Annotated in this window: 18 protein-coding genes; 9 read left to right on the forward strand and 9 right to left on the reverse strand. The window is 72.6% G+C overall.

What is annotated here, in order from left to right; translation table 11 throughout:
* Positions 1-40: 40 nt before the first annotated feature.
* On the forward strand, positions 41-856 hold the full coding sequence (locus GKC29_RS12840; protein WP_155331049.1) for an alpha/beta hydrolase: 816 nt from the start codon (positions 41-43) through the stop codon (positions 854-856).
* Positions 857-868: 12 nt separating this feature from the next.
* Here GKC29_RS12840 and GKC29_RS12845 read toward each other — a convergent pair whose 3' ends face one another.
* The 3 genes from GKC29_RS12845 to GKC29_RS12855 form a co-directional block, all read right to left on the reverse strand.
* Entirely contained in the window at positions 869-2,287 is a 1,419-nt protein-coding gene (locus GKC29_RS12845; protein WP_155331050.1) for a trehalose-6-phosphate synthase, read from the reverse strand.
* Between the two features lie 200 nt (positions 2,288-2,487).
* Positions 2,488-3,300 (reverse strand): DUF308 domain-containing protein, encoded by an 813-nt coding sequence (locus tag GKC29_RS12850; protein WP_155331051.1) that lies wholly within the window; start codon positions 3,298-3,300, stop codon positions 2,488-2,490.
* A 222-nt stretch (positions 3,301-3,522) separates the two neighbouring features.
* Positions 3,523-4,893, reverse strand: coding sequence for a serine hydrolase (locus GKC29_RS12855; RefSeq protein WP_230689018.1), 1,371 nt, complete (start codon positions 4,891-4,893; stop codon positions 3,523-3,525).
* A gap of 438 nt (positions 4,894-5,331) precedes the next feature.
* On the opposite strand from GKC29_RS12855, the gene GKC29_RS12860 reads away from it, so the two are divergent.
* The 4 genes from GKC29_RS12860 to GKC29_RS12875 all read left to right on the forward strand — a co-directional run bounded on the left by GKC29_RS12860 (position 5,332) and on the right by GKC29_RS12875 (position 15,560).
* Positions 5,332-13,407, forward strand: coding sequence for a LamG-like jellyroll fold domain-containing protein (locus GKC29_RS12860; protein WP_155331053.1), 8,076 nt, complete (start codon positions 5,332-5,334; stop codon positions 13,405-13,407).
* 212 nt (positions 13,408-13,619) lie between these two features.
* Complete coding sequence (locus GKC29_RS12865; RefSeq protein WP_196255864.1) at positions 13,620-14,111, forward strand: suppressor of fused domain protein; 492 nt, start codon at positions 13,620-13,622, stop codon at positions 14,109-14,111.
* A gap of 9 nt (positions 14,112-14,120) precedes the next feature.
* A complete protein-coding gene (locus GKC29_RS12870; protein ID WP_155331055.1) occupies positions 14,121-14,417 on the forward strand; it encodes a hypothetical protein in 297 nt (98 codons plus the stop codon).
* Positions 14,418-14,846: 429 nt separating this feature from the next.
* Positions 14,847-15,560 carry a 1-acyl-sn-glycerol-3-phosphate acyltransferase gene (locus GKC29_RS12875; RefSeq protein ID WP_155334111.1) on the forward strand — a complete coding sequence of 238 codons (714 nt, stop codon included), beginning with the start codon at positions 14,847-14,849 and terminating at the stop codon, positions 15,558-15,560.
* Positions 15,561-15,579: 19 nt separating this feature from the next.
* Here the strand turns inward: GKC29_RS12875 and GKC29_RS12880 are convergent, their stop codons facing one another.
* Positions 15,580-16,272, reverse strand: coding sequence for a Crp/Fnr family transcriptional regulator (locus GKC29_RS12880; protein ID WP_155331056.1), 693 nt, complete (start codon positions 16,270-16,272; stop codon positions 15,580-15,582).
* A 273-nt stretch (positions 16,273-16,545) separates the two neighbouring features.
* On the opposite strand from GKC29_RS12880, the gene GKC29_RS12885 reads away from it, so the two are divergent.
* From GKC29_RS12885 to GKC29_RS12900, 4 genes are all read left to right on the forward strand, one after another.
* Positions 16,546-17,052, forward strand: a complete 507-nt coding sequence (locus GKC29_RS12885) for a polyadenylate-specific 3'-exoribonuclease AS (RefSeq protein WP_155331057.1) — start codon at positions 16,546-16,548, stop codon at positions 17,050-17,052.
* Positions 17,053-17,245: 193 nt separating this feature from the next.
* Positions 17,246-18,274: a 6-phosphofructokinase gene (locus tag GKC29_RS12890; protein ID WP_155331058.1), complete on the forward strand. Its 1,029-nt coding sequence runs from the start codon at positions 17,246-17,248 to the stop codon at positions 18,272-18,274.
* A 73-nt stretch (positions 18,275-18,347) separates the two neighbouring features.
* Positions 18,348-19,166, forward strand: a complete 819-nt coding sequence (gene proC / locus GKC29_RS12895; protein WP_155331059.1) for a pyrroline-5-carboxylate reductase — start codon at positions 18,348-18,350, stop codon at positions 19,164-19,166.
* A gap of 627 nt (positions 19,167-19,793) precedes the next feature.
* Positions 19,794-21,365: an NAD(P)/FAD-dependent oxidoreductase gene (locus GKC29_RS12900; RefSeq protein WP_155331060.1), complete on the forward strand. Its 1,572-nt coding sequence runs from the start codon at positions 19,794-19,796 to the stop codon at positions 21,363-21,365.
* Positions 21,366-21,428: 63 nt separating this feature from the next.
* On the opposite strand, the gene GKC29_RS12905 is transcribed toward GKC29_RS12900, so the two are convergent.
* The 5 genes from GKC29_RS12905 to GKC29_RS12925 form a co-directional block, all read right to left on the reverse strand.
* Positions 21,429-22,025, reverse strand: a complete 597-nt coding sequence (locus GKC29_RS12905; protein WP_155331061.1) for a flavoprotein — start codon at positions 22,023-22,025, stop codon at positions 21,429-21,431.
* A 225-nt stretch (positions 22,026-22,250) separates the two neighbouring features.
* Positions 22,251-22,895 (reverse strand): class F sortase, encoded by a 645-nt coding sequence (locus GKC29_RS12910; RefSeq protein ID WP_230689019.1) that lies wholly within the window; start codon positions 22,893-22,895, stop codon positions 22,251-22,253.
* Positions 22,892-23,743 carry a DUF4397 domain-containing protein gene (locus tag GKC29_RS12915; RefSeq protein ID WP_155331062.1) on the reverse strand — a complete coding sequence of 284 codons (852 nt, stop codon included), beginning with the start codon at positions 23,741-23,743 and terminating at the stop codon, positions 22,892-22,894. Before GKC29_RS12915 ends, GKC29_RS12910 begins: the two co-directional genes overlap by 4 nt.
* 119 nt (positions 23,744-23,862) lie before the next feature.
* Positions 23,863-24,537: an NADPH-dependent F420 reductase gene (locus GKC29_RS12920; RefSeq protein ID WP_155331063.1), complete on the reverse strand. Its 675-nt coding sequence runs from the start codon at positions 24,535-24,537 to the stop codon at positions 23,863-23,865.
* A 147-nt stretch (positions 24,538-24,684) separates the two neighbouring features.
* Positions 24,685-25,179, reverse strand: coding sequence for a glutathione peroxidase (locus GKC29_RS12925; RefSeq protein WP_155331064.1), 495 nt, complete (start codon positions 25,177-25,179; stop codon positions 24,685-24,687).
* Positions 25,180-25,283: the final 104 nt, after the last annotated feature.

The following is a 25,283-nucleotide window of genomic DNA, read 5'->3' on the forward strand; positions in this document are numbered from 1 at the left end:
CGGAGCGAAGCCCCGCAGTGGCGAACGAAAGGTCGGCACGGTGAGCCAGCAGGTGCGGATCATGCGGGGGTGGGAGTGGGCCCGGCCGGTCCGCCCGGTCCGGCGCGAGGTGCTCGGCGCCGCCCCGGAGCTGGAGGAGGGCCGCCCGCCACTGCTGTTCGTGCCGGGGTTCGGGCACGGGGCGTGGGCGTTCGCCGAGCACTGGCTGGGTCACGCCGCCGGGCGCGGCTTTCCCGCGTACGCCCTGAGCCTGCGCGGCCACAGCGGCAGCGGCCCGGCGCCGGACGCGACGCTGCGCGCGTACGCCCATGACGTGGTCCAGGTGGCGGCGGGCCTGCCGCGCCGGGCGGTGCTGGTGGGGCACGGCGCCGGGGCGCTCGTGGTCGCGCACGCCCTGGCGCGCTACCCGGCCCGCGCCGCCGTCCTGGTGGCGCCGGTCCTCGGCGGCTGGGGTACGGCGCTGACCGCGCTGCGCCGCAACCCCCTCGGGACGCTGCCGGCGCTGGCCGGCGGCCGGCTGCGGTTGAGCCGCTCCCAGCTGTTCAGCCGCGAGCTGCCGGCGGCGGACGCCCGGCGGCACGTCTCCCGGCTGGGCCGGGCCGCCCGGCGTGCCCAGTGGCAGCTGCTGCTGGGCCGGGAGCCGGAGCCGGCGGTGGGCGACCCGCCGGTGCTGGTGCTCGGCAGCCCGGACGACCGGGTGGTGCCGGCGGCGGCGCTGACCCGGGCGGCCCGGCGGTACGGCTCCGCGCCGCTGCTCTTCCCCGGCATGGGGCACGACCTGATGCTCGACGTGCGCTGGCGGGAACCGGTCGACGCGATCCTGGACTGGCTGGAGAAGGATCCCGTCCGAGGTTGAGCGCGGACGCGATCAGCCCCCGGCGCCGAGCCGGCTGACCAGCGACCCGTCCTCGTCGAGCGCCGAGAGGTAGGACCGGGCCCAGGCGCGGATGTCCTGCTGGTGCAGGTGCGCGCGCATGGCCCGCATCCGCTCGTGGACGTCGTCCGGCGCGGCCCGCAGGGCCGCGAGCAGCCCCTGCTTGAGGCCCTCCAGGTCGTGCGGGTTCACCAGGTACGCCTGGGACAGCTCGGCGGCCGCGCCGGCGAACTCGCTCAGCAGCAGCGCCCCGCTGTCGTCGACCCGGGCGGCGACGTACTCCTTGGCCACCAGGTTCATGCCGTCCCGCAGCGGGGTCACCGCCATCACGTCGGCGATCCGGTACAGGGCCGCCAACTCGGCGCGGTCGAACGGCTGGGTCAGGTAGTGGATGGCCGGCTCGCCGACCCGCCCGAACTCGCCGTTGATCCGGCCGACCTCGCGCTCGACGCGCTCGCGGAGGATCTGGTACTGCCCGACCCGCTCCCGGCTCGGCACCGCCACCTGCACCAGCACCGTGTCCCGGACCTTGACGTGACCGTCGACGATCAGCTCGCTGTACGCCTTGAGCCGCTGCTCGATGCCCTTGGTGTAGTCCATCCGGTCGACGCTGAGGATCACCTGGTCGGGGCTGCCCAGGTCGCGGCGCAGCCGGGCGGCCCGCTCGGCGACGTCCGGCCGGGCGGCCAGGGCGGCCATCTCGGCGGTGTCGATGGAGACCGGGAAGGCCCCGATCCGCACCACCCGGTCGTCGACCGCGATGCGGCGGTCGGTGGCGGGCAGGCCGAGCACCTTCGCCGCGAGCTGGGCGAAGTTGTGCACCGCCTGGGCCCGCTGGAAGCCGACGAGGTCGGCGCCGAGCATGCCGCGCAGCAGTTCGGCCCGGCGGGGCAGTTGCATGAACAGTTCCGGCGGTGGGAAGGCGACGTGCAGGAAGAAGCCGATCCGCAGGTCCGGTCGCAGCGCCCGGAGCAGGCCCGGGACGAGCTGGAGGTGGTAGTCCTGCACCCACACCACGGCGCCGGGCTCGGCCACCTCGGCGGTCGCCTCCGCGAAGCGCTGGTTGACCCGCTGGTACGCCTCCCACCAGCGGCGGTGGTGCTCAGGCTGCTCTACGGCGTCGTGGTAGAGCGGCCACAGGGTGGCGTTGGCGAAGCCTTCGTAGTGGTCGCGCAGGTCCTCCGTGGTCAGCGCCACGGCGTGCATGCGGACGCCGTCGATGTCGGGCAGCACGGGGGCCGGTCCGGTGCCGCCGGCCCACCCCACCCAGGTGGCGGGGGTGTGCCGCAGGAGCGGGTGCAGCGCGCTGACCAGGCCGCCGGGGCTGCGGCGCCATTCGCACGCACCGTCCGGCGCCACACTGTCGTCGATGGGGAGGCGGTTGGCGACCACCACGAGGGAACTCTGTCGCATCTCGGGCGTTCCGATCTGCCGGGGAAGCGACCGCCGGTGCGAAGGGGGAGGAACGACCGGCAGTCAGCGGAGGGGACGTGACGGGCAGCGGTATTCCTACTGACCGTAAGTTACACCACTGTTACGCCCATGGTGGGGGAGTGGCCGTCCCGGGATGCGGGCGCAGTGACGGTGATCGAGGCGTCCGCTGGATCGGGCGGTCAGACGACCGCGCCGTCGTCCGGGTCCTGCTCGTCGCGGTCACCCGGCCGCAGCCGCCAGACCAGCGTGACGAAGCCCGCCAGGATGCCGGTGAATCCGAGCAGGGTGACCACGGACGGGTCGGCCGGGAACACCGTGGGGAACAGGAACAGCACGAAGCCGACCACGATGGCCAGCGTGCCGACCGCGGCGTACTTGGAGATCCGGGGCAGCGGTGGGGGCGGGGGCGGGGTGTACCGCTCCTCGTCCTCGTCGTCGGGGAGGTCCGCCCCGAAGGTGTCCAGCCCGTCCAGCAGCGACGGCGCGTCGTCCCGGCCCCGCCCGACGGTCACCCCGGAGATGTCGGCCGCGTACGGCAGCGGCCGGGCCTCGGTGACGGTCGGCTCGTCGACGCCGGGCCGACCCGGGCGGGTGTCGTCGACGTCCTCGGCGGCAGGCCACGGGTTGTCACCGGTCGGGGCGGTGGCGTGGAAACCGGCGACGATGCGGGCCCACTCGGCGTCGATGTCGGGCTCGTCGTCACGCGCGCGGTCGGTGGCGCCCTCGTCGGCGAGCTGGGTCAGGTAGTCGCGGGCGGTGGTCAGGTGCGAGCGGTCCACGTACAGGCGGTCGACCGGCCGGGACGGGACCGTGGTGGTGCGGGTGACCGGGTTCAGGTCGGCGGACGGTTGCAGGTACGCGGCGATGCCCCCGGCCGCCAGCACGTCCAGCAGGTGCTCGCCGACCCGGGGGTCGACGTCGCCGGCGACCGCGTACTCGGTCGCGTCGAGCCCGTTGTCCCGCCGCCCCCGGCGGGCGCCACCCGCTGACACCGGACAACCTCCTCAACGCGCGCCCGCGGCGCGCCACCTGAGCCCCCTCGGCGTCCCCACGCCGTGCCATGAATCGTGACACGTCGGCACCCGGTTCCGGGAGTGCGTTGTGTCGCGTCTTGCCCGTCAGGGGTCGCTCCGCTGGTGGCGGGCGCGGGTGTTTGTCCGTTTGTGCGCGGACCGCGCCCTCTGCCGGCGTGATCTCCGCCGCCGCGACTCGGCTCAGCGGGGGATCGCCGCGACGATGTCGGCGACGTCGACCCGGACCGGGTCCGGGTTCGCCCAGCTCCAGTTCGGGTGGGCGCGGTTGGTCAGCAGGACCAGGACCATCCGCCGGTCCGGGTCCACCACCAGGGAGGTGCCGGTGAAGCCGGTGTGCCCGAAGGTGCGCGGACCGCTCAGCCGGCCCATGAACCACGGCTGGTCGAGCACGACGCCGAGGCCGTGCGCGGCGGTACGGGTGGGCCGCTCGGGGTCGACGGCCGGCAGGCCGGCGTTGACGTTGGTGAGCATCTGCCGGGTGATCTCCTCGGAGAGGATCCGGACGCCCCGGTAGGCACCGCCGTTCAGCAGCAGCTCACCGATGACGGCCACCTCGGCGGGGGTGCTGAAGATGCCGGCGTGGCCGGCGATCCCGCCCATGTGGTTGGCGACATCGTCGTGCACCACCCCCCGGAGCAGCCCCCGCGACGAGCGCGCGTCGGTGGCGACGAGCCGGGCGGCCTGGTCGGCGGCGCTGAGCCAGGTCTTCGGGTTGAAGCCCGTGTACCGCAGGCCGAGCGGGCCGGTCAGCCCGGTCTTGAGCGCCTGGTCCAACCGTTGCCCGGTGACCTTCTCGACGAGGAACGCGAGGACCATCAGCCCGACGCTGGAGTACCGGAACACCGTGCCGGGCACGGCGCCGCTCACCAGGGGGGTGGCCAGGACGGCCGCCCGGCGGGCCGCGTCGTCGGGCAGGCCGGCGACCTTCGCCCCGACCGGCAGGCCGCTGGTGTGGGACAGCAGCATGGCGACGGTGACCTTGTCCTTGCCGGTGCCGGTGAAGCCGGGCAGGTAGTCCACCACCCGCGCGGACAGGTCGATCCGTCCCTTGTCGACCTGCTGCAACGCCAGGATCGAGGTGTAGACCTTGGTGATCGAGGCGAGGTCGAAGATCGAGTCGTACCGCATCGTCACCTGCTTCGACGCGGGCAGCAGGACCGGCCCGGCGTCGTAGCGCAGCGCCTTGCCGGTCACCGCCCGCGCCACCATGGCCCCGTTGACCAGGCACAGCGCGACCGCGCCCGCGTACGCCGGATGCTGCGGGTTGGCACGGGTCGGCGAGAGATGGCGGTCGAGTGTGATGATGACCAGCCGGCCCGCCGCGTTGGCGCCGCCGCGAACCGTCGCCCCGCTGGTCCCGGTGGCGTCCGGGGCGGCGATCCGTGCCGCCGCGGACCGGCTGGGCGCGGCCGACGCGCTCGCGCCCGCGCTCGCGGTGGGCGCGGCGGACGGGCCGGCGGTGGCCGACCGGGCCACCTCGCGGCAGCCGGCGACGGTCGCGGCGGCGACCGCGAGACCGATGCCGAGCACGGTACGACGGTGCAGGGACATGCGGCGCATCATGGCAGCTGCGGCCGAGCGAATCCAGCCTGCCCGGCCAGCCGCGGACATCGACGGCGACTGTGATTCACGTCATAGGCGAAGGCCGATGTGTTCCGGGGTCGGCGCGGCGTCCCGGCCGGGTAGGGTCACCGATCGTCACCAGGGCGGTGCACCGCCGTCGTCCGGGTGGGGCCGAGCCGCAGGTGGCGGCATCGGGCGCTGGAGCCCGCCCCGATCATGGCTGGTCCGCCCGCGGCGCTCGGTGACGGACGGAAGCCGGAAGAGTCCGACTCATCCGGCTCGGTGCGACGGATCCATTTCGGCGGTAGGTGTCCGCAAAGGATCACCGGTTCTACGGCTCGCCCAACTGCCTGTCAAGACATTGATCGCCGACGACGGATGTTCCTATGCTGCGCCAACTTTTCGGTTGCGAACACGGGGGCTGCCGTGGAAGAGCATCTGCGTACCGGTGTTTTCGTCTCGTTGGCGCGGGGGGTGTTCGCCCGCTGGGCGCGACGGGTGGCGTTGCTGCTGGCCGTCGTCCTGGCAGCGACCATGTCGGACGTTCCCGCCCGGGTCGAGCGGGGGGCCGTCGCGGCGCCGAAGCCGGCGGCGCAGCCGAAGCCCGCCTGCCCCGACGACCGGCCGGACGAGGTGTCCGCGGCGGTGGCGGCGCGGCTCTGCGGGGCCCGGGTCGAGGTGGCGAATCGGCGGTCCGAGACGACCCAGGTCTTCGCCAACGCGGACGGCACCCTGACCGAGGAGCAGGCCCTCGCCCCGGTCCGGGTCCGGCAGGGCGACACCTGGGTGCCCGTCGACCTCACCCTCCAGCGGCGGGCCGACGGCGTCGTGGCTCCGAAGGCGCACCCGCGCGGCCTCACCTTCGCCGGCGCCGCGCCCGGCGCCGGGGAGCACGAGGTGGCCTCGGTCGGCACCGGTTCCGAACGCGCGGTGGTCGGCTGGCCCGGTCCGCTTCCCGAGCCCGTCCTGAACGGCCGGACCGTCACCTACCCGGACGTGCGGCCGGGTGTCGACCTGGTCTTCCACGCCCACGCCACCGGCTACGAGCAGCACGTCGTGGTCAAGGACCGGGCGGGCCTCGCCCAGGTGCGCACGCTGAAGCTGCCGCTGCGCACCGGGAAGCTCACCGCGGCCCGCGACGGCATGGGCGGCCTGGTCTTCAAGAACTCGCGCGGTCGCCAGATCGGCCGGGCGCAGACGCCGCTCATGTGGGACGCGAAGGTCTCGCCGCTCTCCGGTGACCACGTCAACCACGCCCCGGTCGCGCTGCGGACGACGGCCGCCGGTGGCCGGACCGTCATGGAGCTGACCCCGGACAAGGACTTCCTCGCCCGACCCGACCTGACCTTCCCGGTGACCATCGACCCGCCGACGTCGCTGTCGCCGTCGTTCGACGCGTTCGTGCAGAACAGCTACTCCAGCGACCAGTCCGGGTCGAGCGACCTGAAGCTCGGCTACTCCAACGACGGCGGGACCTTCTACGCGCGGTCGTACCTGCGGTTCAACACCACCGGCTTCGGCGGCAGCCGGATCATCACCGCCAAGCTGCGGCTGTGGAACTACCACTCGTGGTCGTGCACCGCCGCGTCCTGGGAGGCCTGGCGCACCGACTACGTCGACTCCTCGGTCCGCTGGACCAATCAGCCCACCGCCCGGGCGAAGGTCGGCACCTCGACCGAGACCCGCGGCTACAACTCCTCCTGCGGCGACGGCTACGTCTACATCGAGGTCGGCGGCGCGCTCCAGCACAGCGCGGACAACAACCTCACCAGCGCCAGCGTCATGCTGCGCGCCACCTCGGAGACCTCGACGTCCGGCTGGAAGCGGTTCGACTCCGCCGAGGGCACCCACCCGCCGGTGGTGACCATCACCTACAACAGCGCACCGTCGGCGCCGACCGCGCTCGCCGTCGCCCCCTGCTACACCGCCTGCGGATCCGGGGCGCGGACCGCGTCGCTGCGGCCCACCCTCTCGGCGAAGCTCGCCGACGCGAACGCCGGTCAGACGCTCCAGGCCGAGTTCGTGGTGCGCAACAAGGCCACCCAGGCGGTGGTCAGCTCGTCCGGCCTGCGCTCCGGCAGCCCCGCCTGGACCAACGGCTCGACCGCCTCCTGGCAGGTGCCGGTCGACCTGGCCAACGGCACCCAGTACGAGTGGCAGGTCCGCGCCAAGGATCCGTGGAACCACGGCGCCTGGACGGCGTGGACACCGCTGACCGTCGACACCGACAAGCCCGGGGTGCCGTTCGTCGCGGCGACGATCTACCTCAACGACGGGCAGCCGCACGGCGGCGCCAGCCAGCCCGACACGTTCACCTTCACCCCCGCCAACGGCACCACCGACCTCGCGGCCTTCGTCTACAAGTTCGACTACGACAGCGCGGCGACGACCGTCGCCGCCACCGGCGCGAAGTCGGTGACCCTCGCACCCCGCGACGGCCACCGCACCCTGACCGTCCAGGCCAAGGACTCCGCCGGGAACCTGTCCAGCCCCAACCTGTACGTCTTCGACGCCGGCAACGCCGCCCTGGCCGAGCCGCTGCCCGGCGCGACCATCGTCAAGCGCACCAAGCTGCGGATCACCACTCCCGTCGCCGGCTACACCCGGACGTACTTCGAGTACCGGCGCGGTCCCGGCGGGGCGACCCTGCCGGTGCCCTCGGCCAACCTGACCTCCGCCACCGGCGCTCCGATCACCGCCACCGCCGCCAGCCCGGTCGCCCTGTCGTCCCTCGGCGGGTACGCGATCTGGAACGCCACCGACACCCTCGGCCTGGTCGGCGGCGTCGTCGAGGTGCGCGCGCACCTCTACACCGCCACCGGCACCACACCCGCGTACACCATCCCCTGGGTCCGGGTGACCGTCGACTCCAGCGGCGACGGCGCCGCCGACGACGAGGTCGGCCCCGGCTCGGTCAACCTGCTCACCGGCGACTACGCGCTCTCCTCCACCGACGCCGAGGAGCTGGGCCTGTCGGTCAGCCGTTCGGCCTCGTCGCGCAACCCGGCCGACGGCTACCAGCCGATGGCGGAGCGGCTCACCGCCAACCAGCAGCAGGTCTCCACCGACCTGACCGGCTTCACCGTCCCCGGCACGTCGTCCGCGGTGCGCTCCACCGCCCGCGGCCAGGGTGAGACGACCCCGGCCGACTCCCTGGAGATCACCCCGGTCACCACGACCAGCAACGACACCTACGTCGCGGTCGGCGGGGACAACGGCGGGCTACGGCTCAGCATGAGCCCGGGGAAGACGTACCGGATGACCGGCTGGATCCACGTGCCGGCCGCCACCGGGCTGGTACCCGCGCACACTCAGCGTGGCCTGCGGATCGTGGGCTTCCACAAGGTGGGCACCACCTACACCGAGGTCGCCTCCCAGATGGCCGGCTACACCGACGGCTGGCAGGAGCTGTCGGTCGACATGACCGTGCCGGCCGGGGCCACCGAGGCGTTCTTCCGGCTCTACAACGGCATGCAGGGCGGCTCCGGCCGCAAGGTCTACTGGGACAACCTCTCCGTCACCGAGATCGTCGCCCCGTTCGGCCCGTCCTGGACCGGGGGCGCGACCGGCGGCGCGGCGGACGTCGACTACACCACCGTCACGCTGCCGGAGCCCTCGCTGGCCCGGGTCAACACCATCGGCGGCGGCTGGATCACCTTCGCCAAGAACCCCGACGGCACCACCTTCACGCCGGAGCCCGGCGCCGAAGGGCTGGTGCTGAGCAAGGTCGGCAGCACCGCGTACCGGCTCAGCGAGCTGGACGGCACGGTCACCGAGTTCACCCAGCAGGGCGGAATGTGGGCGGCCACCTCGTCGTGGACGCCCGAGTCGGACACCACCTCCCGCTACGTCTATGACACGGCGGGCAGCCGACTGCTGCTCAAAAAGGTCATCAACCCGGTCGAGCCGGGCGTTGACGACACCCACAACTGCACCGCCGCCACCCCGGCGCGCGGCTGTGAGGTGCTCGAGTACGAGTACGCCACGTCCACCGCAGCCGGACTCAGCCAGACCGCCTTCGGTGACTACACCGACCGGGTCTCCGGGGTGAAGCTGTGGGCGTGGGACCCGGACACCTCCGCGATGACCGCCACCCAGGTCACCCGCTACGCGTACGACAACCTGGGCCAGCTCCGTGAGGTGTGGGACCCGCGGGTCAGCCCCGCGCTGAAGACCATCTACGAGTACGCCGGCGGCCGGGTCACCAAGATCACCCCCGCCGGCGAACTGCCCTGGCACGTCGACTACGGCAACCCTGACGTCGACTCCGCCGCCCTGCGCTGGGACCTCGACGCCGGCTCCGGCACGAGCGTCGCCGACTCCTCCGGCGGCGGCCGCACCGGCACCATGGCCTCCGGTGTCTTCTGGGCGCAGGGCAACGACCCGGACAACCCGGCCGACCGGGCAGCCGGGTTCACCGGCGGCACCGGCCAGCAGATCAGCGTGGCCGGCACCGCCCTGTCCAACACGTCCTCCTACACCGTCTCGGCATGGGTCCGGTTGACCGACAAGTCCGTCAACCGGACCGCCGTGTCCAAGGACGGGTCGCGGACCAGCGGCTTCTTCCTCAACTACGTCGCCGCCGACGACCGGTTCGCGTTCTCCCGGGTCAGCGCCGACAGTGACAGCGCCACCCCGGTCCGGGCCACCTCGAACACCGCGCCGGTGCTCGGTAAGTGGACGCACCTGGCCGGCGTCTACGACACCGCAAGCGGCCGGATGAAGCTGTACGTCGACGGCGTCCTCCAGACGACCACCGCCGCGGTCGGCGGCTGGAACGCCACCGGCGGGTACGTGGTCGGCCGGGCCAAGTGGGCCGGGGCCGCCGCGAACATCTGGCACGGCGGCGTCGACGACGTCCGCATCTACGGCAAGGCGCTCACCGACGCCCAGGTCGCCGACCTGGCCGGGGACGAGAACGCCGGCAAGCTGCTCAAGGTGCGCCGCCCCGCGCTCCAGCAGGGCTCGACGACGGCCACCGACGGTGAGATCGGCACCACCGTCGTCTACAACGTGCCGCTCACCCAGGGCGCCGGAGGTCCGTACAACCTCGACTCCGCCGCCATCTCCACCTGGGGCCAGGTCGACCTGCCGACCGACGCGACCGCCGTGTTCGGTCCGGAGGACGACCCGGGCCGCAGCAGCGCCACCCCGGCCGCGCCGGGCACCAACGGCTACCGGTATGCCACGGTCCACTACCTGTCCGCCGGTGGCAAGGAGGTCAACACCGCCACCCCGGGCGGCCACATCGACACCCAGGAGTACGACCGGTTCGGCAACGTCGTCCGGACGCTGGAGGCCACCGACCGGGCGCTGGCCCTGGGCACCCTGCCCGGCGCCGACGCCTACCTGGCCGAGCTGGGCCTGGCTGGCTCGGACACGGCGACGCGGGCGCTTGCCCTGTCCACCATCAGCACGTACAGCTCCGACGGGGTCGACCTGCTGGAGATGCTCGGTCCGACGGCCACGATGGTCCTCGAGAACCCGGTCGCCGACCCGGACGGCACCGGGCCGCTGGAGGTCATCCCGGCGGGCGCGACGGTCATCGGGCGGGTGCACGCCGTCAACAAGTACGACGAGGGCAAGCCGGACGGCGCCGCGTACCACCTGGTCACCACCGAGAGCGAGGGCGCGCAGATCGTCGGCTACCCGGACGCCGACGTGCGCGTCAGCAAGAACGGCTACGACGCCGAGCACGGTGGTGTATCCGGCTGGATCCTGAAGACCCCCACGAAGGTGGTCGCCGACGCCGGTACCGGCGGGGAGAACCTCACCGCGTACGCCGTCTTCAACGCCGCCGGTCAGGTACTCAAGTCGTGGGGTATCGGCTCGTCCGGCGCGGACGCCCGGGCCAACGAGATCATCTACTACACGGCCGGGGCCAACGCCCAGGACAGCGCGTGCGGCAACCGGCCGGAGTGGGCCGGCGAGCCGTGCGTGACCCGGGCGGTCGGCGCGGTCACCGGGCACGACCCGACCCGCATGACCACCGAGCTGCCGGTCCGGCGGGTCGTCGCGTACACGCGCTACGGCGACGAGGCCGTGGTGGCCGAGACGGCGGCCGGCAAGACCCGCACCACGACCACGACGTACGACGCCGCGACCCGGGTGACCAGCACCGCGATCACGTCCGACGAGGGCACGCCGGTCGAGGCGGTGACCACCACCTACAGCCCGACCTCGGGTGACGTCACCGTGACCACGATGGGCACCGCGACCATCACCCGCGAATACGACCTGCTGGGCCGGCTCGCGTCGTACACCGACGCCGACGGCGGCACCACGGTCAACGAGTTCGACCGGTTCGGCAAGGCCGTCAAGGTGTCCGACCCGACCGGCCACGCCACCTTCACCTACGACCGGGCGGCCGAGCCGCGCGGCCTGCTGACCAGCGTCACCGACAGCATCGCCGGCACCTTCTCGGCGAAGTACGCCCCGGACGGGCAGCTCACCGAGCTGAAGTACCCCGGTGGTCTGACCCGGACCGACCGGTTGGACGCCAACCTGCAACCGGTGGAGCGCACTTACACCCGCGACTCGGACGGCGCGGTGGTCTTCTCCGAGTCGGTGGCGGAGAACACCGCCAGCCAGTGGGTCAACCACACCTACACCGGCGGCAGCAAGACCTACCGGTACGACCGGCTGGGCCGGCTGGTGCGCGCCCAGCACGACAGCGCGATCACCGAGGGGTGCCTCACCCGGACGTACGCCTACGACGACCGGACGAACCGCACCGGAAGCACCAGCTTCGCCCCGGCGGCCGACGGCACCTGCGAGGAGTCAACGGCGACCGCCAGCCGGATCCACACGTACGACACTGCGGACCGGCTCACCGACGACGGGTACGTCTACGACGCCTTCGGCCGGACGACGGCGCTGCCGGGCGGCCTGGTCAACAGCTACTTCGCCAACGACCTGGTACAGCGCCAGCAGCTGGACGACGCGCGGCAGACGTGGACGCTGGACCCTGCGCACCGGTTCCGCGCGTACACCACCGAGACGCTGGTCGACGGCAACTGGGTCGGCGCGACGTCGAAGCTGAACCACTACGGCGACGACTCCGACGAGCCGCGGTGGATCGTCGAGGACACCACGCTGGGCAGCATCACCCGCAACGTGTCCGGGCCGGACGGCGACCTGGCCGCCACCACCTCGGCCACCGGCGACGTCGTACTTCAACTGACGAACCTGCACGGTGACGTGGCGGCGACGGTCGACACGGCGCTGACCGAGCCGGAGTTCTTCGACTACGACGAGTTCGGCGTGCCGATGGCCGGGCAGGCCGACCAGCGGTACGGTTGGCTGGGCGGGAAGCAGCGCTCGGGCGAGGCGATGGGCGACGTCATCCTGATGGGCGTCCGCCTCTACAGCCCCGGCATCGGCCGGTTCCTCCAGGTGGACCCAATCGACGGCGGCAACGCCACGGCGTACGACTACTGCGCCGGCGACCCCGTCAACTGCACCGACCTGGACGGCAAGTGGGGCTGGGGCAGCATCAAGAAGGGGCTGTCGAAGGTCGCCAAGGTGGCCTCGTACGCCTCGATGATCCCCGGCCCGATCGGCACGATCGCCGGCGTGGTGTCCGCCGTGTCGTACGCGGCCACCGGCAACTGGCGGGAGGCGGCCTGGGCGTTCGCGGGAGCGGCGGCGGCCGTCGTCGGCGCCGGAGCGGCGGTGAAGGGCGCCCGCCTCGCCGTGAACAGTGCCCGCGCCGCCTACAAGGCGCGTAAGGCCAGCAAGGTTCGTCGTGCCTACAAGGGCCGTCACCGGAGCCGCTGCAACTCCTTCGTCCCGGACACTCCGGTCCGCATGGCCGACGGAAACTACCTGCCGATCGGCGCGCTGGGGATCGGTGACCAGGTGGCGGCAGTCGATCCGACGACCGGCGACGTCACGGCCCAGCCGGTGCTTGAGGTCTTCGTCGGCCAGGGCAGCAGGCGGCTCATCGGGATCGATCTCGACGAGGGGGCTGACGGCGTCCTCACCGCCACGGCGGAGCATCCGGTGTGGGTGGTCGGCAGGGGCTGGGTCCGCGCCGACGACGTGCACGTCGGCGACGTCGTCACGGACGGCTACGACAACGAGAAGACCGTCGTACGGGTCGTGGACTACGGCTGGGTGCAGGACAGCGAGGTGTACAACCTCAATGTCGCGACCGTCCACACGTTCCTCGTCGCTGTCGACGGAGCGGACGTCCTCGTTCACAACAACAGCGCCCACTGCAAGCGCCCGAGAGGGTTCCGCGGCGGGGTGGCGAAGAAGGTCCTGGCGAAGTCCAGGGACGCGAGCGGCATTCCGCGTTGTTCCACGTGTGGGATCAAGATCGGCGGAACCGTCAAGCAGGGTAAGCGGACCTTCCGCGACTGGGACATCGATCACATCTTCAAGGTCCGCAAGCTCAAGAAGCGGGTGTGGGCGACTCGAAAGGCGTTCCTGGACGCCTACAACCACCTGTCGAACCTGCGGGCCCGGTGCCAGCGGTGCAACAGGCGCGATCAATAGCTGATCTTCTTGCCACCGACTGTTTCCGGCGAGCACCCCGGTCTCGGCCCACGCCGGGGCCGGGGTAGCCTCGCCTCGGCGAGGGGATGGAGGGGAGGGCCACGATGGTGAGGTTCAACCGCCGTCCATCGGACGGTGCGGAGGTGGCGCGACACCTCCGCAGACATCTCGGTACGCCGTTCAGTGAGCTTGAGGAGTCTGTCGGCGGTGGCGTGAAGGTGCGCCTCGCCGGGTTCGCGGACGTTCCGGGTGACGAGCAGGTGACCCTCGTTACCCAGGGCCTGGCGGGCGCCGCGCGGCGCGGCGGCTGGGCGCGGAGCGACGGGTACGCACAGGAACTGGTCTTCGTCTTCGACCGGCGGCATTTTGGCGAAGAGATCCTCGACTTCGTTCTAACGTGCGCTCGGCGATTCGTCGAACAGCGGCAGCTCCTGTCCTGGACGGAACCCGTACGGCTGAACGCGCCGGTTCCCTCCAGCACCGAACTGCGTTTCCTGCTCCCCACTCCCGCCGCCCTGTTCGACGACGACTTCCAGTTCGTGGCCGAGCGGGACGGGGAGACGAACTTCTGTCTCCTCGTGCCCGCTTATGCCGTCGAAGCCGAGTTCCTTGCCGCGAACGGGCCGGATGCCCTCTACGACGCCCTGGAAGAGCACGAGGTCGACGTTTCTGACCTGGGGCGCGCTGTGCTGTCCGCAGCGTGATCCCACCGAGTGGTCGACATCAGCGGGCTGAGTGGCGCGCGGCGGTTTGACGGTTGGGTTGTCGTCACAGCGGTGGTCGCGGATCCGAGGGGAGCGTGCGAGGCCGTCCAGGTTCTCGTCGCCGATAAGAGCACCGGTGCCGCAGTCCGACGCTTGCGATCCAATGGCTATCGCAAGGTCGGCACCCGGCTCGGCACCATGCAGATCGACGACACCTCGGCCCATCTGGCGACCGCTGCCCCCGGGAACGTCTTTGAGCGCGAATGGCTGAAGAAAGGGGAGTGGCTGGCCGTCACCTCGCTGTAGAGGACGGCCAGATGCGACCGTACGGTCACCGCCCGGCGCTGCGTAGGTTGCTGGATGACGGTCGGCGGGGTTCGCGGAGGTTCCGGGGAAGCGGAAGGGTGGCGTGAGGATTGACCCGGAGGCGGACGGTCTGGCGGCCGACATCCGGAGTTGCGCGGCGGAGCGTGACCTGGTGCCCGCCGTGGAGGTGCGGACGAGCGACGGGCGACCGGTTCTCCGGGGTGGAATATGTCGCGACGGCCAGGTCGAGCGGCGACGGGCTGGACGAGTGGGAGAGGGCGCTCCTCCGGGGCGCCACAGGTGGTGTGACGGGAAAGTTGATCGGTCGTCCGTTGTGGCGGAGGGCCGGTGCTCCGTAGGCTCGTCGGCGACGGCAGCGCTCCCGGGGACGGGTCGCTGTCGCGGGCAACCCCACGGGAAAGGACGCCGGTGCTGTACTGGCTGCTGAAGTACGTCATCCTCGGGCCGCTGCTGAAGCTGATCTTCCGCCCGCAGGTGGAGGGCCTGCACCACGTACCGGCGACCGGCCCGGTGATCCTCGCCAGCAACCACCTCTCCTTCTCCGACTCGATCTTCACCCCGCTGATCGTGCCGAGGAAGGTCACCTTCGTCGCCAAGGCGGAGTACTTCACCGGCAAGGGCCTCAAGGGGTGGCTGACCAAGATGTTCTTCGTCGGCACCGGCACCATCCCGGTGGACCGCTCCGGCGGCCGGGCCGCCCGGGCGGCGCTGGACACCCAGCTCAAGGTGCTGCGGGCCGGTGGGGTCGCGGGCATCTACCCGGAGGGCACCCGTTCGCCGGACGGGCGGCTCTACCGGGGCAAGACCGGCGTTGCCCGGCTCGCGCTGGAGAGCGGCGCCCCGGTGGTGCCGGTGGTGATGCTCAACCTGGACGAGATCCAGCCGCCGGGCAAGATCATCCCGAAGGTGCAGCGGGTGCGCATCCGGTTCGGCCCGCCGCTGGACTTCTCCCGCTACGCCGGGATGGCGAGCGACCGGTTCGTCGAGCGCGCGGTCACCGACGAGATCATGTACGAGCTGATGGAGCTGTCCGGCCGCGAGTACGTCGACATGTACGCCCAGAAGGCGAAGTCGGTGCCTCCGCCGCCCGCGCCGAAGCCCCGCGAGCCGATCGCGGCCTGACGGCGGCGTCGCCCGACGGTCAGCGTTCGCTCATGCCGGCGCGGCGACGCAGCGACGCCACGTCGGTGACCACGATGCGGCGGCCCTCGGTGCGCAGCCAGCCCCGGCTGGCGAACGAGCCGATCGCCTGGTTGACGCTCTGCCGGGAACCGCCGGCCATCTCGGCGAGCTGGCTCTGGTTGAGCTCGATGGTGATCATCGGCGCCTGGCTCTCGCCGGCGAGGCGGACCAGCGTCTTGGCGACGCGGCCGGGCAGGTCGAGGAAGACGTGGTCGGCGTTCTGCTCGGTCAGGCGGCGGATCAGGGCGCCGAGGGAACGCATCACCGCGTCGAGGATGCGCGGGTTGGAGTGCACCAGTTCCATGAACGCGCCGCGGGACAGCGCGAGGGCCGAGCAGTCCTCGATGGCCTCGGCCGACGCGGAGCGGGTGGAGGCGTCGAGCAGGGACACCTCGCCCAGCACGTCCGGCGGCCGGATCACCGACAGCACGGCCCGCTCGCCGGTCGGTGCGGTGCGGAAGACGGCGACCGCGCCTCGCCGCAGCACGATCAGCGACTCGCCGGGATCGTTCTCGACGAAGAGCAGCTGCCCCTTGCGGTACGTGCGCGGGACGGCCGCCGCGATCACGCGTTGCCGGACCTCCGGCTCGAGGCCGGCGAACATCTCGACACCCGTGAGCGCGTCACCCGGCTCCGGAAGGCGCACCTCCACGGCCCAACCCCTCCCCGGTCAAGGACCACAACTCGCTCACCGGGTGAACCTGACGGGCCCCCCGCCCAGGTGCTCCGACACCTCCGGTAGCGGTACACATCAGATCATGACGGTCCGGTCGCTTGCTGTACACCCCTCAATTCATCTCCGTGACGTTCGAGGCGTACTCGAGGCCGTCCCTCATCCCCGTCGTGACCTGCGCGAACGTGCCGGAGGTCGGGCTGTCGCCACCCGCCCGGCGCGGCGGCGGGGGCGTAGGCGAGGATGGCGGTGATGGTCTACCGCTACTTCTACGACTGTGAGTTCATCGAGGACGGCCGCATCGTCGATCTCGTGTCGATCGGCGTCGTCGACGAGTACGGCCGCGAGTTCTATGCCGTCTCCACCGAGTTCGACGACTCCCGGGCCGTGCCGTGGGTGCGCCGCAACGTGCTCGACAAGCTTCCGTCGCCGGCCGACCGGGCTTGGCGTTCCCGGGAGCGGATCCGGGACGACCTGCTGGACTTCCTCCTCGAGCCGGTGCGCGACCGTCCGGGCGAGCAGATCGAGCTCTGGGCCTGGTACGCGGCGTACGACCATGTGGCTCTCGCGCAGCTCTGGGGCCCGATGACCGCGCTGCCCCGCGAGATCCCCCGGTTCACCAAGGAACTGCGCCAGGTCTGGGACGACCGGGGCCGCCCGCCACTGCCGGAGGCCGAGGCGGCCCGGCACGACGCGCTGGTCGACGCGCGGCACAACCTGCTGCGGTGGCGCGCCATGACCGGACCCGGTGGGCGCTGACCGGGCGGCCGGAAAGCCCAGGTCAGCAGCTACTGGACGGTAACCGGGCCGCGGTGCCGGCGGACACCCGCGCGGACTACAGTGCGCACTGACGGCCCGCCCCGGGCCGGCAACGGCGCCGATGGTCTGTTCTTGACACCTATCCTGGGGCTTACCGGGCTTCACCCAATGCTCCCAGGAGGATGAGCAGATCATGCGTATCGGCGTGCTCACCGGCGGCGGCGACTGCCCAGGTCTCAACGCGGTGATCCGGGCGGTGGTCCGCAAGGGCGTCACCAACTACGGTCACGAGTTCGTGGGTTTCCGGGACGGCTGGAAGGGCCCCCTGGAGGGCCTGTCCCGCCCGCTGGGCATCGCGGAGGTCCGCGGCATCCTGCCGCGCGGCGGCACCATCCTCGGCTCGTCCCGCACCAACCCGTTCAAGATCGAGAACGGCGTCGAGCGGATCAAGGAGAACCTCGCCGCGCAGGGCGTGGACGCGCTCATCGCGATCGGCGGTGAGGACACCCTCGGCGTGGCGACCAAGCTGCACGAGCTGGGCGTCCACGTCATCGGCGTGCCGAAGACGATCGACAACGACCTCGGCGCCACCGACTACACCTTCGGCTTCGACACCGCGGTGAACATCGCCATGGAGGCGATCGACCGGCTGCACACCACCGCCGAGAGCCACCACCGCACCCTGGTCGTCGAGGTGATGGGCCGGCACGCCGGCTGGATCGCCCTGCACGCCGGCCTCGCCGGTGGCGCCAACGTGATCCTGCTGCCGGAGCGGCAGTTCGACGTCGACCAGGTCGCCGGCTACGTCGAGAAGCGCTTCCAGCACCAGTACGCCCCGATCGTCGTGGTCGCCGAGGGCGCCCACCCGCTCGAGGGTCAGATGGTCCTGCACAACCAGGAGCTGGACGCGTTCGGCCACGTCCGCCTCGGCGGCATCGGCCAGTGGCTGGCCGAGCAGCTGGAGGCCAAGACCGGCAAGGAGGCCCGCACGGTCGTGCTCGGTCACATCCAGCGCGGCGGCACCCCGACCGCGTTCGACCGGGTGCTCGCCACCCGGCTCGGCCTGCAGGCCATCGACGCCGCCCACGAGGGCGACTGGGGCAAGATGGTCGCCATGCAGAGCACGGACATCGTCCGCGTCCCGCTGGCGGAGGCCACCCGGGAGCTGAAGACCGTGCCGCTGGAGCGGTACGCCGAGGCCGAGGTCTTCTTCGGCAGCTGATCCGTCCCACGGCGACGCGGCGGGCCCCCGGGTCCGCCGCGCGCCGGCTTCACGGCGAGAGGGGTACGGCCCGATGGCGGGTTCGGTGCACACGGTCGCGGTCATCGGGGCCGGCAAGATCGGCGAGCTGATGCTCTCCGGGCTGCTGCGTTCGGGCTGGCCGGTGGACCGCCTGCTGGCCACCGCCCGGCGGCCGGCCCGGGCGGAGGAGCTCGCCGCCCGCTACGGCGTCCGGGTGGTCGACAACCTGACCGCGGTGGACGAGGCCGAGGTGCTCGCGATCTCGGTCAAGCCGCAGGACGCCGGCGTGCTGCTGGAGGAGATCGGGCCCAAGGTGCCGGCCGACAAGCTGGTCATCTCGCTCTGCGCCGGCCTGCCGACCACCTTCTTCAGCCGGCGGCTGCCCGACGGCACCCCGGTGGTGCGGGTGATGACCAACACCCCGGCCCTGGTCGACGAGGCGATGACCGCCATCTCCGCCGGGGCGCACGCCACGGGCACGCACCTGGCCCTCGCCGAGGAGATGTTCAAGCCCCTCGGCGCCACCATCCGGGTGCCCGAGTCGCAGCAGGACGCGGTGACGGCACTGTCCGGCTCCGGCCCGGCGTACTTCTACCTGCTGGTCGAGGCGATGATCGACGCGGGCATCCTGCTCGGCCTGCCCCGGCAGGTCGCGCACGAGCTGATCGTGCAGACCGCGATCGGGTCCGCGGTCATGCTGCGTGACTCCGGCGAGCACCCGGTCAAGCTGCGCGAGGCGGTCACCTCGCCGGCCGGCACCACCATCTCCGCCATCCGCGAGTTGGAGAAGCACGGCGTGCGGGCGGCGCTGCTGGCCGCGCTGGAGGCCGCCCGCGACCGCGCCCGGGAGCTCGCCGCCCAGGCCGACTGAGGCTTACCCTGGGTTGATCCACTCACCGGCGGCTGCTCGCCGCCGGTGTCCGGCCCCCGCCGGTCCATTTGCCCGTGGGGTTCGTCGGCTGAGGTGCCCGACCGAGGCCGCGACGCAGGCGATTTGCGGTAGACGTACGGGCGGGAGCTGCGATTGGCCGAGTTCGACATCCAGATCCAGGCGCCGGTCTTCCTCCGGGTGATGACCGCAGGCCTCCGGTGCCGGCAGGTCTGCCCGCCGCCACCGGTCGCGATCGCTGGTCTACATGCAGGTGGGCGCCGCACCGGCATGACCACCGATGCCGACTGACGGTCCGGTCGGCGGAGTTCAACTGTCGGTGATCCGTCTCGTGTGTCGATCGACGGGCGATCTGATCCGCACGGTCGGTCGAGATGGATCAACGCGCCGACCTGAAGCACGGCTTGGATCGCCGCCGAGGGTAGGAACCAGGGAAACCCGCTACCCGGAGCGGCAACGTCTATAGAGTTCGTTTCGACCAGATTCCTCGCGGCCCGAATGTCGCGATGCCTCGTGGGGGCCGGCCGGCTACCACCGCGCCGGTGGCCCGACCTCCGGTTGACGTCGGCGCTCGCCCCGCTGACGGAGCGCCGATGGGGGAGAGACGCAGTGGACAGCTACGACATCATCGTCGTCGGCAGCGGGCACAACGCCCTGGTTGCCGCCGCCTACCTGGCCAGGGCCGGGCGCGAAGTGCTGATCCTGGAACGCAACGACCGGCCCGGCGGCCTGGTGCGTACCGAAGAGATGACCTTGCCTGGTTACCTGCACGACGTCTACTCCGCGGTGCATCCGCTGTTGCACGCCGGCCCCGTCTGGGCCGACCTCGGCGAGGAGCTGACCGCGCGTGGCCTCAGCTACGTCAACCCGGACCCGCCCACCGGAGTGTCCTTTCCGGACGGCCGTACGGCCGTCCTGCACCGGTCGATGGATGCCATGGTGGCCGAGGCGGACCAGCTCTCGCCCGGCGACGGCGATGCCTTCGCCGCATGGATGTCGGCCTTCGCGCCGTACGCGGGCGATGTCTTCGGGCTCCTCTCGCGCGAGCTGAGCGAGCCGGGTGCCAGGGCCGCCATCGGTCGGCTGCTCCGGGGCGACGGCGCGGGGCTGACTCCGTTCGCGGTCGACCTCTTCGACACCGCGCAGACCACCGTGTCCCGGTTCTCCTCGCCGGTACTGCGGGCGATGCTCGCGTCTTGGGTGCTCCACATGGGGCGCACGCCGAATGAGCCGGGCAGCGGCATCTGGGTCACCCTGTTCACCCAGACCGCGATGCGGGCGGGCATGCCGTTTCCGGTCGGTGGCAGCGAGGCCCTGGTCACCGCCCTGACCCAGTTGGTCACTGAGCACGGCGGGCGGATCGTCACCGGCACGGAGGTGCATCGGATCCTGGTCGATCAGGGGCGGGCGACCGGTGTGGTCACCGCCGACGGGACCCGGATGGCCGCTCGCCAGGCGGTGCTCGCCTGCACCAACGCCGACCAGCTCTATCTCAAGCTGCTCGGCGGCGACGCGCCGGACACGCTGCGCGCACAGGCAGCCCGGTACCGGTACGGTCGCGGATGCGTGCAGATCCATCTCGCCCTACGGGAACCGCCGCGCTGGCCGGACCCTCGTTTCGCGACCATCGGTCAGCCGTTCCTGACCAGCGGCCTGGACGAGTGCGCGCTTGCCGTGGCGCAGGGCATGGCGGGTCTGCTGCCCGCCGACCCGACGTTCACCGTGGACTGCCCGACCGCGCTGGATCCCAGCCGCGCTCCGGCCGGTGCGGCGATCCTTCGTATCCAGCTGCTGGAGATGCCGATCCGCCCGCGTGGGGACGCGGCCGGGGTGATCGATGTGGGCGACGGTGGCTGGAGTGACGACCTGACCAATCGGCTCGTGGACCGGGTGATCACCATGGTCGGCCGGCACATCCCCAACATCCCCGATGCGATCGCCGCGCACGCCGTCACCACACCGGACGACCTGGCGCGCTACAACCCGAACTGCGGTCCGGGTGATCCGTACGGTGGTGCGCACGACCTGGCGCAGAGCTACCTGCTGCGTCCGCTGCCCGGCCAGCCTGGCCACCGGACGCCCATCGACGGCCTGTACCAGCTCGGTGCCGGCACCTGGCCGGGGGCCGGCGTCAGCGGCGGCTCCGGGTTCATCGTCGCCCGGCAACTGCTCGGCGCGTGATCCATCTTGTCAGCTTCGTTGTTTCCGCGGTTCGCGCGATCCTCGTCGCTCTGCGCGGGGCGTTCAGCCGGACTGCAACGCCAGGTCGTCGGCGCTGCGCGGCCGGTCTCCGCCCGGTTGCTCGGGCACCGCTGTCGGCTGTACCGGCATCCGGGCGAAGCGGGTCCACTCGGCGATCACCCGCACGGCGGCGCGCCACGGGGCCCGGTCCGCGGGCTCGGCGGGCGCGGTCACCAGGACGCCCCAGTGCCGCAGCCGCTCCAGGTTCTCCACGAACGCGGGGTGCCGGGCGAGCGCCGGGTCCGGGACGGGCACGGCGACGACCGGCAGGCCGATGGAGGTGGCCTCGTTGAGCAGCCGCAGGGCGAGGTTGTCGTTGAAGCCGTACGCCCACCTGTTGACCAGGTCGAAACCGGCCGGGGCGACCGCGTAGGCCTCGGCCGGCGGCAGTTCGGTGACCTGCTCGTCCGTGTGGACGGGGTGGTGGGTGAGGTCAGCTGCGGCGTCCGGGTCGATCACGTCGAACGCGTCCGGGGTGGCGACGAGGTGGACCTCCCAGCCCAGCTGCTGGCAGGCGGTGATGAAGGATCTGAGTTGGGCGGCCGGTTCGGCGGCGCCGACGACGAGGTGCAGGACAGGCGGTCGTGACGTGGCGGGCATGGCGCTCCAATCGGCATGACGTGCACCGCGGATGTCCGTGTGGGTCCCGCAGCCGAGGGTAGCGAGCCGGGCGCGGACGCGAGCCGGAATCCAGTTATCCGGCTGGATCGGTTCGCGCCCGCGCCTGATCGGTTGGTCAGTGGGGCAGATGCGGCCGCCGGCACCGGTCGAACGCCGACAGCTGGTCGGTCCCCGCGCCGACCATGTCGTCCGCTGCCCGGTCAGCTACGGCTCGGCGACGGCGAACACCACCACGTTGTCCCGGTAGTGGCGCGTCCGCCGGTCGAAGTCGCCGCCGCAGGTCACCAGCCGCAGCTCGGGGCCGGGCGTCGGGCCGTACACGGCGGCGGTGGGGAAGCGGTCCTTGGGCGCCCGCACCGTGCCGGTGACCCGGAACGACACCACCCGGTCGCCGCGCCACACCTGCACCCGGTCGCCCCGTCGCAGCTCGCCCAGCCGGGCGAAGACGGCCGGTCCGGTGCGGGAGTCCAGGTGTCCGGCGATCACGGCCGGACCGGGGTCGCCGGGGGCCGGCCCGGCGCCGTACCAGCCGGCCCGGGCGAAGTCGACCGGCGGGGCCAGGGCGCCGGCCGCGTCCACACCCAGTACCTCCAGCGGCGAGTCGACCGCGATGCGCGGCACGCGTACCCGGGTCGGGGCCGGCAGCCGCGCGGGCCGCGGGGCCGCCCGGGGGCAGTCGGTGGTGCAGCCCGGTCGCCAGTCCACGGCCGGCGGCGGCGAGGTGGTGGTGGCCAGCCCGACCCCCGTCCCCGCCACCAGGCAGAGCGCCGCCCCGGCCGCGACGAGCGCGGTGGCCGGCGCCCCGCGGTCGCGGTGCCGCCGGATCGTGGCGCCGGGCCGGCCGGTCACCAGACGCCGCGCCGCCGGCGGCCCACGAACACCAGGCCCGCGGTCAGCGCGGCCACCGCGAGGCCGCCGGCGACCAGCGGGTACGCGGGCGGCCCGGTGCTGCCGCCGGCGCCGGCGTCGACGCCGCCCGTCGGGACGACGACGACCCCGCCCGCGGCGTCCTGCCGCAGCTCGGTGGTGAGCCCGCCCTGCTTCGCGTCCAGCACGAGCAGCGAGTAGACGGCCCCGCCGGTCAGCGTGACCTGTACGTCGGTCGTCGGGCCGCCGGCACTGCTCAGGCGCAACCGCAGGCGCCCCGGCTCGACCTGCTGGTAGTCCGTCGTGGTGGCGAACCGGACGCCGGTGGCGATGGGCGGGCCGTCGGCCGCCGCGACGTCGAGCACCGGGGCGCGCACCGACGCCTGCACGACGCGGACCTTGGCGTGGCCCGGCTCCGGTGCGCTCAGGTCGTCGTCGAGCACCCGCAGCCCGAGGTCCGCGTGCCGGCCGACCCCGGCGACCGTGTACGCCGCGCCGCCGCTCACCGCCACCTCGGTGGTCAGCACCGGAGGCTCGTCGGCGGGGGCGCCGGCCTCGCGCATGGCGACCGCGTAGCGGCCGGCGGGCAACGGCAGGTAGGTGGAGACAACCCCGTAGCCGACGCCAGGGAAGACCTGGGGCTTCTCCTGACCGGAAGCGGCCAGGTAGACGTCGACGGCGGGGGTGTCGGGGGAGAGGTGCGCCAGCCGGACGTAGCCGACCGGGGCGGCCTGCGCCGGGCCGGCGACGACGGCGACACCGCCGGCTGCGAGCAGGAGCGCGGCGGCGGTGACGAGCGGCCGGCGGGACGCGGTGCGGAGCGGTTGCATGTGGCCTCCGGGGCGCGGGGACGGGTGCCCGTCACCAGAGTCCCGTGAACGGGACTCCGGCGCAACCCTCGACACGCCGTCCACTCCGGACCGCCGCGGCCGGCGCTCCGCGGTGCGGGTCAGCGGGTGGCGGCGGCGAGGGCCGAGCGCACGCTGTCCGCGTCGGCCGGGGACTCCCGTTCCCAGTCCTGCGGGTCGGCCGAGTAGACGACCCCGTACGCCGGGGTGTCCGGCTGGTAGCGCCAGCTGTCGGCGAGCGTCCCGGCGTCGACCGTGTCGTACCCGAGCCGGTCGAGGAAGGCGGCGGCCTCGGCCTTCGCGCCCGGGTCGTCGCCGGCGACCGGCAGCGCGCTGCGGTCCGCGCTGCCGGCCGGGCGGGCCAGGGCGAGGAGGTGCTTGAAGAAGATGTTGTTGAACGCCTTGACCACCCGGGACCGGGGCAGGTGCCGCTGGAGCAGCTCGCTGCTGGTGGTCGGGCCGGCGTCCAACTCGGGGAAGCGGCCGTCCCGCTCGGGGTAGTAGTTGTTCGTGTCGATCACGAGCTTGCCGGCGAGGGGGTCGACGGGCACGTCCCGGTACGCCTTGAGCGGGATCGTCACCACCACCAGGTCGCCGTCCGCGGCCGCCTCCGGTGGGGTCGCGGCGCGGGCCCGGGGGCCGAGCTCGCCGACCAGGTCGGCGAGCGTGGCCGGCCCCCGGCGGTTGCTGAGGACGACGTCGTAGCCGGCGGCCACCGCCAGCCGGGCGACCGTGCTCCCGATGTGCCCACTGCCGATCAGCCCCACCGTCGCCACCCCGACCCCCGTCCGACCGTCGTGCCGCGCGCCCCGGCCCCGTCTGCCCAACGTACTGCCGTGCGCCCCGCACGTTGCCGAGTTCCGCGCGTCCGGGCCGGGGACGGCGCGGCGTGCCGGCCGGCGGTCCGGACCGGCCGTGCGGGGTCAGGTGGTCGCGGGAAGGACCTTCTCGATCGCCGCGCGCAACTCCGGCGAACCGGGCTCGACGGTCGGCGCGAACCGCGCCGCGACCGTGCCGTCCGGCGCCACCAGGAACTTCTCGAAGTTCCACCGCACGTCACCGGTGTGGCCGTCGGCGTCCGGGGTGTCGACCAGGGCCGCGTAGAGCGGGTGCCGGTGCGGGCCGTTCACGTCCACCTTCTCGGTGAGCGGGAACGTGACGCCGTAGTTCACCTGGCAGAAGTCGCTGATCTCCGCGGCGCTGCCGGGTTCCTGGCCGGCGAACTGGTTGCAGGGCACGCCGAGCAGCACGAGGCCCCGGTCGGCGTACTCGTCCTGCAGGGCCTGGAGGCCGGCGTACTGCGGGGTGAGGCCGCAGCGGGACGCGACGTTGACCACCAGCAGGGCGCGACCCCGGTACCGGGCGAGGTCGGCGGGCCCGCCGGTGAGGGCGTCGATCGGGGTGTCGAAGACCGTCATGGAGGCGAGGCTACGCGGATCGGAGCCGCCGCTGCCGGCGGGCGTACCCCTCGCCGTGGCCGGCGTCGAACCGGCCATCCGGCCGGGCTTTGCTCCTCATGAAA

The sequence above is a fragment of the Micromonospora sp. WMMC415 genome, from assembly GCF_009707425.1.
In the GTDB taxonomy this organism is placed as follows: Bacteria; Actinomycetota; Actinomycetes; order Mycobacteriales; family Micromonosporaceae; genus Micromonospora.